Origin of the sequence: Streptomyces sp. NPDC059169 (assembly GCF_042755225.1) — a bacterium.
Lineage (GTDB): Bacteria > Actinomycetota > Actinomycetes > Streptomycetales > Streptomycetaceae > Streptomyces.
Genome location: NZ_JBHZCF010000001.1, coordinates 237,976 through 248,759 on the forward strand (window position 1 = coordinate 237,976; position 10,784 = coordinate 248,759).

Annotated in this window: 9 protein-coding genes; 2 read left to right on the forward strand and 7 right to left on the reverse strand. The window is 70.9% G+C overall.

Annotated elements, in window-relative coordinates; translation table 11 throughout:
- Positions 1–107 precede the first annotated feature (107 nt).
- Positions 108–1,118: a hypothetical protein gene (locus tag ACFXOM_RS01045; protein ID WP_384932018.1), complete on the reverse strand. Its 1,011-nt coding sequence runs from the start codon at positions 1,116–1,118 to the stop codon at positions 108–110.
- Positions 1,119–1,311: 193 nt separating this feature from the next.
- Complete coding sequence (locus ACFXOM_RS01050) at positions 1,312–2,055, reverse strand: siderophore-interacting protein (protein ID WP_384932100.1); 744 nt, start codon at positions 2,053–2,055, stop codon at positions 1,312–1,314.
- A 79-nt stretch (positions 2,056–2,134) separates the two neighbouring features.
- On the opposite strand from ACFXOM_RS01050, the gene ACFXOM_RS01055 reads away from it, so the two are divergent.
- Both ACFXOM_RS01055 and ACFXOM_RS01060 read left to right on the forward strand, forming a co-directional pair.
- Positions 2,135–4,201, forward strand: a complete 2,067-nt coding sequence (locus tag ACFXOM_RS01055; protein WP_384932103.1) for a penicillin acylase family protein — start codon at positions 2,135–2,137, stop codon at positions 4,199–4,201.
- Positions 4,191–4,799, forward strand: coding sequence for a GNAT family N-acetyltransferase (locus ACFXOM_RS01060; RefSeq protein WP_384932021.1), 609 nt, complete (start codon positions 4,191–4,193; stop codon positions 4,797–4,799). Before ACFXOM_RS01055 ends, ACFXOM_RS01060 begins: the two co-directional genes overlap by 11 nt.
- On the opposite strand, the gene ACFXOM_RS01065 is transcribed toward ACFXOM_RS01060, so the two are convergent.
- From ACFXOM_RS01065 to ACFXOM_RS01085, 5 genes are read right to left on the reverse strand one after another with little or no spacing between them, the layout of a single operon-like run.
- Positions 4,796–5,860 carry an ABC transporter ATP-binding protein gene (locus tag ACFXOM_RS01065; protein WP_384932024.1) on the reverse strand — a complete coding sequence of 355 codons (1,065 nt, stop codon included), beginning with the start codon at positions 5,858–5,860 and terminating at the stop codon, positions 4,796–4,798. The two genes, ACFXOM_RS01060 and ACFXOM_RS01065, sit on opposite strands and share 4 nt — an antisense overlap.
- Positions 5,853–6,827 (reverse strand): ABC transporter ATP-binding protein, encoded by a 975-nt coding sequence (locus ACFXOM_RS01070; protein ID WP_384932027.1) that lies wholly within the window; start codon positions 6,825–6,827, stop codon positions 5,853–5,855. Before ACFXOM_RS01070 ends, ACFXOM_RS01065 begins: the two co-directional genes overlap by 8 nt.
- A 12-nt stretch (positions 6,828–6,839) precedes the next feature.
- Positions 6,840–7,844, reverse strand: coding sequence for an ABC transporter permease (locus tag ACFXOM_RS01075; protein WP_384932030.1), 1,005 nt, complete (start codon positions 7,842–7,844; stop codon positions 6,840–6,842).
- On the reverse strand, positions 7,837–8,760 hold the full coding sequence (locus tag ACFXOM_RS01080; RefSeq protein WP_384932033.1) for an ABC transporter permease: 924 nt from the start codon (positions 8,758–8,760) through the stop codon (positions 7,837–7,839). Before ACFXOM_RS01080 ends, ACFXOM_RS01075 begins: the two co-directional genes overlap by 8 nt.
- A gap of 30 nt (positions 8,761–8,790) precedes the next feature.
- Positions 8,791–10,416: an ABC transporter substrate-binding protein gene (locus tag ACFXOM_RS01085; RefSeq protein WP_385036696.1), complete on the reverse strand. Its 1,626-nt coding sequence runs from the start codon at positions 10,414–10,416 to the stop codon at positions 8,791–8,793.
- Between the last annotated feature and the right edge of the window lie 368 nt (positions 10,417–10,784).

Sequence of the window (10,784 nt, forward strand, 5' to 3'; positions counted from 1 at the left end):
GGCGGACGGACCGCGGACGGACCGCGGACGCGGAGCCGAACGGGCGGTGGTGCGACCGGACCGGTCGAGCGGCGGGGCGGCCGAACGGGTGGCGGCTCCCGGAAGGTCTACCCGCCCGGCGGCGGGGAGGTAGCCGGTGGCGGTGGGAGACCGAGGTCCGGGGCGTCGCCACCGCCGTCCTGTCCCCGTTCCGTCAACGTCGCGCCCGCCGTTTCGCCCGCGACTCCTCGCCCCGTCAGCACCAGCACCACCGCTCCGGCCACGAGGTCGAACAACCAGCTGGTGACGGCGAGCTGGTCGCGCAGGGGCGACGAGGCAAAACCGCTCACCAGGGCGTATCGGGCCGCCAGGGCGCATCCGGCGATGCCGCTCGCGGCCAGCAGTCCCGCAGCGATCAGCGCGTACGGCCGTCCGCTTGCGGTGCGCAGGAGCAGCCCACCGGCGGCGGTCAGCAACACCAGCACCATCACCGCATCGAGCCAGCCGGGCGGTATGCCCAGCAGGGGGAGCGCCGTGCCGGCGCCGCCGGTGAAACGGTCCGCGTAGGAGTCCGCCGGGATCTGCGTGGCCCAGTGCGCCTCCCAGGCCGTCCGGACCGCCGCAGCGGCGGCGAGCAGGAGGGACACGGTCACGGAGGCGGGCCCGGACGGGGAGGACGGCGGGGAGCTGCCGGGCACGGAACCGTACGGAGGACGTCCCGCCGCCACCAGGACGAGCCCCACGGCGAGAGCCAACGTCGCCACGACGGTGACCAGTGCCGGCGTGCGGAGCCCTCCGGCGCCCCCGGGGGCCTCCCACTGCGCGCTGAGCAACCAGAGACCGGGCAGCCGCAGGGCGAGAGTGACGACCCCGGCGGCGGCGAGCGCGGCGGCCGCGTGCCCGGAGCGCAGGGCGGTGGCGGCCGTGACGGCGTACCCGACGGCCAGGACGGGATCCTGGAGGCTGGTCGCGAGGCGGTGTGTGCCGCCCGTCGTGCGGCCGTCGCCGGTCCAGAACCACCACAGGTCCAGGGGCTGTTCGACGGTCAGGAGGTCCCTGACGATCCACGCCGCGGTCAACGCCGCGAGGACGGCGCAGAAACCGGCACCGGCGCCCCTCGCTCCCCGTGTGAGATGCACGCGGGTGATCCTCCACCTGCACCCGCCACCGGGACAAGGCGGGGGTGGGGCCCGGGAGCGACCGGCCGGAGCGCATGGCGCCCTCCGGCCGGTCTACGGCACCCGCACGGCCGTACGCGGTTCAGCGTGACGCGTTCGTATATCGGTGACGCTTCGGCCAAGTTGCCTGGAAGTTAATGAAGTTGATGTGCACTTAGCGGGTTTTGGCAGTGTCGGGGCGCCAGTAGCCACGTGCACTGACCCGCCCCTTCGGGATGCCGAGCTCCCTGCGCACGTACGCGGCAAGGGTCCGTGTCGTCCCCGTGTCGCAGGCGATCCAGACGAAGACCCCCGCCCGGTCCTCGCCGAGCAGCCCGGGCAGCGCCGCCCGCACCTCCTCGACGAGCCGCGCGCCGCCGTCGGTCCGTGGCACCCTGCGCAGGTCGTGGTGCGCTGCACCGGCTCGTACGGGAAGGTCCGCGTCCGACGCGTGCGGGGTCTCCAACCAGATGATGGCGGGAACGGCGGGCAGCGCTTCCAGCAGGGAGTTGACGGCGGGCAGCGAGGCGGGGTCGCCGATCACGAACAGCCGCGACGGCAGCGGGTCGGGGGTGGCGAAGCCGGTGCCCTGGACGGTGGCGTCGATGGTGTCGCCCGGCACGGCCGTACGCGCCCAGTCGCTGGCGCAACCGTCGTGCAGGGCGAACTCCAGACCGAAGGTACCGGCCACGGGGTCGGGGTCGACCAGGGTGTAGGCACGTTGGTGCGGCTTGCCCGCGTCGTCGAACCAGAGCCGCACCCACATGGTGGGGTGCACCCCGGTGACGCCGAGCATGCCCCCGTCGGTGAGGCGCACCCGGCGGAACCGCTCGGTCACCTGCTCCACAGCCGTCACGGTGAAGGTGAAGTCCTTGCCCCGCATCAAGGTGAGGACGACGCCCTCCCAGCCGTGCCCCACCGCTGCCCCTTCCCCGTACACCCGCTAAAGTTAGGACAGCCTAACCTAAAGAAGTATGCGCAGGGGAGTGGGAACGACAGTGACGACCGAGGTCTACCGGGACGCCTGGGGCATCCCTCATCTGCGTGCCTCCAGTGCACGGGAACTGGCCTACGCCCAGGGGCACAACGCCGCCGTCGACCGGGGCTGGCAGATCGAGGTCGAACGCCACCGCGTGCAGGGCACCACCGCAGCCTTCCTGGGTGCGCAGGCCACGGCCTGGGACCGCTTCGCACGGCAGGCCCGGCTGGCCGACACCGCCCGGCGCTGCTACGACGCACTCGACCCGGACACGGCCCAGTGGGTGCGGGCCTACGCGGACGGGGTGGGCGCCGGGCTCGCGGACGGCGGCGGCGCGGCCCCCGAGTTCACCGCGACCGGGCTCACGGCCGGTCATTGGGAGCCGTGGGTCCCCCTGGGGATCTGGCTCTCCACCCACATCCTGTTCGCCGGGTTCCCCACCAAGCTCTGGCGTGAGGAGGTGGCCACCCGGCTCGGCAGCGAGGAGGTCGCCCTCTTCGCCACCGACGGCCCGGGCACGGCGGGCAGCAACGGCTGGCTCGTGGGCGGCGGTCGCACCGCCACGGGGGCGCCGCTCATCGCGGGCGACCCGCACCGCTTCATCGAGGATCCCGGCGTCTACCAGCAGGTCCACCTGGTCTGCCCGGACTTCGACGTCGTCGGCCTCGCCGTACCCGGCGTTCCCGGCCTCGCCCACTTCGGCCACACCGGCTCGGTCGCCTGGGCCATCACCAACGCCATGGCCGACTACCAGGACCTGTACCGCGAGCGGCTGCGGCGCACCGGCGACGCGGTCGAGGCGCTCGGCCCGGACGGCTGGCGCCCCGTCGCGCTCCACCACGAGACCATCGAGGTGGCGGGCGGCGAACCGGTCGAGATCGAGGTGGTCGAGACCGACCGCGGCCCGGTGGTCATCGGCGGTGCCGACGATCCGGCTGGTGCCGTCAGCCTGCGCTACCCGCCGCGGGTGACCGGCGAGGCGGGGTTCGAGGCCCTGCCCGCCCTCCTACGGGCCCGCACCACCGGGGACGTGGACCGAGCTCTCGACTCCTGGGTCGAGCCGGTCAACGTGGTCCACGCGGCGGACACCGAGGGCGGTCTGCTGCACCGGGTCGCCGGACGGGTCCCCGTACGGCACGGGGACAACCGGCTCCGGGTGGTGCCCGCGTGGAAGCGCGAACACGCGTGGCGAGGGTGGCACGAAATGCCCCGGGCAGAGGTCGGCGACCTCGCCGTCATGGCGAACGCCCGCGGCATCGCCACACCGCTCGGCGTCGAGTTCGCACCGCCCCACCGGGCCGAGCGCATCGCCGAACTGCTGGAGGCGTCCGCGGTGTGGACCGCGCCCCGGATGGCCGCCGTGCACACCGACACGTACCTGGCTTCCGCGGAGCCGCTCCTCGCACTGGCCGCCGGGCTGGACGGCCTCTCGGCCCGCGCTGGACTGCTGCGCGGGGAACTCCTCTCCTGGGACCGACGGATGGCGGCGGACAGCACGGTTGCCGCCCGCTTCGCGGCCGTGCGTTCCGCGGTGGTGCGCCGACTGGCTTCCCACCCCGAGCTGGCCCCGCTCCAAGGACCGTTCGACCACCCCGACGTGTTCCTCCCCTGGCTGTACCTGCCCGTGAAGGTCGCCTACGCGCTGGAAACCCTGCTGACCACCCGCCGCCTGACGGGCATCGACCGCGCAGACGTCGTCCGCGCGGCCCTCGAAGAGGTCGCGCGCGCCGACGACCCACAGCGCACCTGGGGCGAACTCCACCGACTCGCCCCCTGGCAGGCGCTGGCCGGCACGGACGAGGAGTGGCCGGGGCTGTCCGGCGACCACGACTGCGTGCTGGCCACCTCCAGCGTGCCCGGCGTCACGGACCACAGCGCGCGGGGGCCCGCGGCCCGCTACGTGTGGGACCTCGCCCGGCGCGAGGACAGTCTGTGGGTCGTACCGCTGGGCGCGCGGGGGATCCCCGGCGACCCCCACCACCGCGACCAGCTGCCGCTGTGGCTGCGTGGCGGATTCGTCCCCGTCATCACCGACTTCGACCGACTCACCCCCGAACACCGCACAGAGGAGCGACATGACCGCTGAATCCACCGAGCGTGCGGAGGTCCTGCACGAACAGACCGTCGACGGCATCGGGCGGGTGTGGATCCGGCGCCTGGTCCCGCAGCACGACACCGGCGTCGTCCACTCCTGGGTGACCGAGGAACGGGCCCGTTTCTGGGGCATGGGCGACGCGAGTCCCGCCCAGGTCCGGGAAATCTACGAGCACCTGGACTCCCTCACCACCCACCACGCGTTCCTCATCCTCGTCGGGGACCGGCCCGCGATGCTCTTCCAGACGTACGAACCCCGGGCCGACCGGGTGAGCGAGTGCTACGACGTCCAACCCGGCGACATCGGGGTCCACCTGATGACCGGTCCCCCGGGCGGCACGCCCCGGCCGGGCTTCACCGGCGCCATGCTCTCCGTCCTCGTCGACTTCCTCCTGGCCGACCCGGCGGTGCGCCGGGTGGTCGCCGAGCCGGACGTCCGCAATGCGAAAGCGGTCGAACGGCTGGCCAGGACGGGCTTCGAGCTGGGGCCCGAGGTCGTCCTGCCGGAGGTCGACCTGCCGGAGGTGTTCCTGGCGGAGAAGAAGGCTCGGCTGGCCTTCCTCCACCGGAAGCCGGGCGAAGCGAGCTAGCCGGTGGCGGACCGGGCGGGGCCGCCCCCGCCCGGTCCGTTCGGCACCACGTGTCTCTCCTCCGCGAAATGGCACGCCGAATCGTGCTTCACCGGACCTGCGGTGAGCCGGAACTCCGCCGGAACCGCCAGCTCGGGCACCTCGAGCGCGCACCGCTCCTGCGCCTTCCAGCAGCGGGTGCGGAACCGGCAGCCCGACGGGACGTCCGCCGGAGAAGGCACGTCTCCGGGCAGGACGATCCGCTCCCGGTGCTCGCGGGCCTCCGGGTCCGGCACCGGGACGGCCGACAGCAGCGCCTGGGTGTAGGGGTGCGTCGGATGGTCATAGATCTCGGCCTCTCCGCCGATCTCCACGATCCGCCCCAGGTACATCACGCCGACCCGGTCGGAGATGTGACGGACGATCGACAGGTCGTGCGCGATGAACACGTAGGCGAGGCCGAACTCCTGCTGCAGCCGGTCCATCAGGTTGACGACCTGCGCCTGGACGGAGACGTCGAGCGCGGAAACGGGCTCGTCCGCGACGATGACCTCCGGTCGCAGCGCGAGCCCGCGGGCGATGCCGATGCGCTGGCGCTGGCCGCCGGAGAACTGGTGCGGGTACCGGTTGATGTACTCCGGGTTGAGGCCGACGACGTCCAGCAGCTCCTGCACCTTGCGGCGCCGGTCGCCCTTCGGCGCCGCCTCGGGGTGGATCTCGAAGGGCTCACCGATGATGTCACCGACCGTCATCCGCGGATTCAGCGAGGTGTACGGGTCCTGGAACACCATCTGGATGTTGCGGCGAACGGCCTTCATCGCACGGCCGGACAGCTTGGTGATGTCCTCGCCCTTGAAGCGGATCGCTCCGGCCGTCGGCCGCTCCAGATTGACCAACAGCCTTGCCAGGGTGGACTTCCCGCAGCCTGACTCGCCCACGATCCCGAGGGTCTCGCCGGGGAACAGGTCGAGGTCGACCCCGTCGACGGCCTTGACCTCGCCCACCTGCTTCCTGAAGAGGATGCCGCGGGTGAGCGGATAGTGCTGGTACAACCCGCGCACTTCGATGATCGGCTCAGCCACGCAGGCACTCCCTCCAGAAGAAGCAGGCGCTCCTCCGCTGCTCGTCCACCTCGAGCGGCTCCGGCACCTCGGTCGTGCACACGTCCCTCGCCATCGGACAGCGCGGGTGGAAGGCGCAGCCGGAGGGGACGGCCGTCAGGTTCGGCGGCAGGCCCTTGATCGCGTACAGGTCCCGGCCCTTCTGGTCCAGCCTCGGGATGGAGTCGAGCAGACCGCGGGTGTAGGGGTGCGCCGGCGCCTTGTAGATGTCGTGGACGGGTGCGCTCTCCACGACGCGCCCCGCGTACATAACGGCGATCCGGTCGGCGACGTCGGCGACCACGCCGAGGTCGTGGGTGATGAGGACGAGGCCCATGCCCAGTTCGCGCCTGAGCTCGGCGAGGAGGTCCATCACCTGCGCCTGGACCGTCACGTCCAGGGCAGTCGTGGGCTCGTCCGCGATGACCAGGTCCGGTTCGAGCGCCAGCGCCATGGCGATCATGATGCGCTGACGCATGCCCCCCGAGAACTGGTGCGGGTACTGCCCCACCCGCTGGCCTGCGGCCGGGATGCGCACCCGGTCCATCAGTTCGACGGCCTTCGCGCGGGCGTCCTTCCGTGACATGCCCCGGTGCACGGTGAACATCTCGCCCAGCTGTTCCCCGACGGTCAGGACGGGGTTGAGCGAGGACAACGCGTCCTGGAAGATCATCGCCATCCCGGACCCGCGGACCTTCCGCCGCTGGTTCTCCTTGAGTTTCAGCAGGTCCTGGCCCTTGAAGAGAACCTCGCCGCCGGTGATCCGGCCCGGGGGGACGTCCAGGATGCCCATGACGGCCTGGGCGGTGACGGACTTCCCCGAGCCCGACTCGCCGAGCACCGCGAGGGTCTCGCCCACGTCGACGGAGTACGAGACGCCGTTGACGGCCTTGGCGACCCCGTCACGGGTGCGGAACTCCACGTGCAGGTCACGTACTTCGAGCAGCATGCCGGCGGCTCCTCAGCGCAGCTTGGGGTCGAGGGCGTCGCGGACCGCGTCGCCGAGCATGATGAACGCGAGCACGGTGACGGCCAGCGCACCGGCCGGCCAGAGCAACATGTGCGGGGCGTTTCGGATGTACGGGGACGCGGCGGAGATGTCGATGCCCCAGGACACCGACGGCGGACGCAGCCCGACCCCGAGGTAGGAGAGGGTGGCCTCCAGGGAGATGTACGTGCCGAGCGCGATGGTCGCCACGACGATCACGGGCGCCACCGCGTTCGGCGCGATGTGCCGCAGGAGGAGCCGCGCCGGCGATGCTCCGAGGGCCCGGGCGGCCTGGACGTAGTCGTTCTGCTTGGCGGTGATCACCGAGCCGCGGGCGATGCGGGAGATCTGCGGCCAGCCCAGCAGCACCATGAATCCGATCACCGGCCAGACCGTGTTGCTGGTGACGACGGACAACAGCACCAGTCCGCCGAGGACGACCGGGATGGCGAAGAAGACGTCGGTGAGCCGTGACAGCAGCGCATCCGACGCCCGTCCGGAGAACCCGGCGAGCCCGCCGAGGACGGAGCCGAGGAGCGCCACCCCGAGGGTGGCGCAGACACCCACGGTCATGGAGGTACGCGCGCCGTGGACGGTCCTGGTGTAGACGTCGCAACCCTGCCCGTCGAATCCGAAGGGGTGGCCGGGCTGGGGGCCCTGCTGGGCCTTGGCGAGGTTGCAGTCGAGCGGGTCGCCCGAGGTGATCAGCGAGGGCCAGACGGAGATGACCACGAGGAAGAGGATCACCACTGCGGAGACGATGAAGACCGGGTTGCGGCGCAGGTCGTGCCAGGCGTCGGACCAGAGGCTGCGGGGCCTGCCGGGGACGGGAGGCTCACCGAACCCGGAAGGACCGGGCCCCGCGGGACCGCCCGGGAGCTTTTCGAGCGTTACCCCCTCGCCGGTGGCCAGGTCCATCGTGCCGCCCGCCCCGGTCGAAGCGATGGCACCCCCGTCGTCGTACTGCGGCTCAGGCATAGCGGATCCTCGGGTCGAGTACGGCGTACAGCAGGTCGACCAACAGGTTCACCACCAGGAACACCAGCACCAGCACCGTGACGAAGCCGACCACGGTCTGGGTGTTCTGGCGCAGGATGCCCTGGTAGAGCTGGTAGCCGACGCCATGGATGTTGAAGATCCGCTCGGTGACGATGGCGCCGCCCATGAGGGCGCCGATGTCCGCTCCGATGAAGGTGACCACCGGGATCAGCGAGTTGCGCAGCAGGTGGCGTCCGACGACGCGGCGGCGGGGCAGGCCCTTGGCGATGGCCGTACGGACGTAGTCGGCTCGCCGGTTCTCGGCGATGGAGGTCCGCGTCAGCCGCGTGACGTAGGCGAGGGAGACGGATGCGAGGACGAGACCCGGCACGATCAGCTCGTCGAGCGGTGCTTCCGAGGACACGGACGGTCGGATCCAACCCCATTCCACCCCGAGCAGCAGTTGGAGCAGCAGACCGGTGACGAAGGTCGGCACGGCGATGACGACCAGCGTCAGCAGCAGCACGCCGGTGTCGACGGGCTTGCCGCGCCGGAGCCCGGTGAGCACGCCCAGGCTGACGCCGATGACGATCTCGAAGACGATCGCGACCAGAGTGAGCCGGACGGTGACGGGGAAGGAATCGGCCATCAGCTCGGTGACCGGCTGGCCGTTGAAGGCGGTGCCGAAGTCCCCGGTGAAGAGGTGGCCCATGTAGGTCAGGTACTGCTGCCAGACGGGGTGGTCCAGGCCGAACTCCTTGCGCAGTTGGGCAGCGGTCGCGGGGTCGCACTCCCGCTCGCCGCACAGGCCTGCGACGGGATCGCCCATGACGTTCACCATCAGGAAGATCAGCAGGGTGGCGCCGACGAAGACGGGGACCATCTGCAGCAGGCGCCGGATCACATAACGTCCCACGAAGGGCTCCTGGGGGTGCGGGCAGTTGCGTCAGCCGACCGTGATCTCGTTGTAGACGGGGACGCTGAAGGGGTTCAGCGCAACGTTGGAGATCCGGTCCGAGTAGCCGGCGCTGCCGTTCTGGTACCAGAGGGGAATGGCCGCCATCTGGTCCCGTACGGCCCTCTCCGCCTGCTGGAAGGTGTCCACGGCCTTCGCCGTGTCGGTCTCGGCGTTGGCCTGGTCGACGAGTGCGTCGAACTCCCCGCTGCTCCACTTGCCGTCGTTGGAGGAGGCGTTGGTGTAGTAGAGGGGCTGGAGGAAGTTCTGGATGAGCGGGTAGTCCATCTGCCAGCCGGCTCGGAAGGGGCCGGTCAGCTTGCGCTGGGTGATCTGGTTGCGGAAGTCGGCGAAGGTTCCGACGGGGTTGCCGACGCAGGCCCTGGTGTTGCCGAGGGCATGGTTGATGGAGTTGCAGACGGCGTCGATCCACTCCCGGTGGGAACCCGTGTCCGCGTTGTACGTGATCCTCACCTGGCCACCCGGGATGCCCCCGCCCGCGGCGATGAGCTTCTTCGCCTCGGCCGGGTCGTACGTGCAGGCGTCACCGCAGAGCGTCGGGTCGTAGCCGCCGTCCTCGCCGAGCACCGGTGACGTCCAGTCCTTCGCCGGGGTGCGGGTCTTCTGGAAGATCGTGTCGGTGATCTGCTCACGGTCGATGGCCATGGACAGCCCCTTGCGGACCTTCTCCTGGCCGGGCTTGTTCCAGGCGGGGTCGTAGTAGGGGAAGGCCAGGGTCTGGATGATGCCGGCGGGAGTGTTGATGTAACGGTCCCCCAGATCGGCCTTGACGTTCTTGAGCTGGGACGCCGGGACGTCGTCGACGAGGTCGAGGTTCCCCGCCGTCAGATCGGTGTAGGCGGTGTTGTTGTCCGTGTAGACCTTGAGGTCCACGCCGCCGTTGCGCGCCTTGTCCTCCCCCGGGTAGCCGTCCCAGCGGCGCAGGGACATCTGCGAGCCCCTGGTGTACGAGTCCACCGTGTAGGGGCCGTTGCCGATCGGTTTCGCCAGCCAGGAGGAGTGGTCGCTGAAGAAGGTGGACGGCAGCGGGGCGAACGCCGCGTAGCCGAGGGTCTCGGGCCAGGTGGAGAACTTCTGGGTGAGCTTCACGGTGAACGTGCGGTCGTCCACGACCTCGAGGCCCGACATGGTGGTGGCGGTCGGCTCGCCGGACTCGGGGTGGACCTGCTCGTAGCCCTCGATGTAGCCGAAGAAGTAGGCGTTCCGCTGGTTGTTCCTGACGTCGGCGCCGTAGTTCCAGGCGTCCACGAAGGACTTGGCGGTGACCGGTTCCCCGTTCGAGAAGGTCCAGCCGTCCTTGAGGGTGATGGTGAAGACGGTGGAGTCGGCGGTGTCGATGCTCTCGGCGAGCATGTTCTCGGCCTCTCCGGACTTCGGGTCGTAGCGCACGAGGCCGCGGAAGATCATGTCGAGGACCTTGCCGCCCTGGACCTCGTTGGTGTTCGCCGGCTCCAGCGGGTTCTGCGGATCGCCCCAGGAGGATCTCACGATCCCGTCGGCTCCACCGGCACCGCTGGCGCCACCGCCACAGGCGGTGGCCGCGATCGCGACGGCGACCGCACAGGCGGCGCGTACGGCGTGAGTGGCTCCGCGCATGGAGTGCCTCCAGGGTCCCGATTCCCGTAGACACCAATATCACCACGTAAGCACTAAAACAGACATGCGCAACGCCCGAGCGGCCGGCGTACCGCACGGGAGGAGGTGTCGCAGTCGTCCGACGGTCCCCCGATCACCGGAACCTCCACCGGGACCCTCCCCGACCCCCGCCCCACACCGACTCGCCCGAAGCTGTCGCGGCACCCGCCACCGGGCCTCCCGTCCACAGGTCGCCGACCGGGGCAGATACGGAACGGCCGGGGGGGGGGGGGGGGGGGGACAGGCCGGCAACGGAAACCCAACACCCCCACTCCACCCCCCCGTCGGGGGCTCCCCCCCCCCCCGGGGGGGGGGGCGGACCCCCTAAG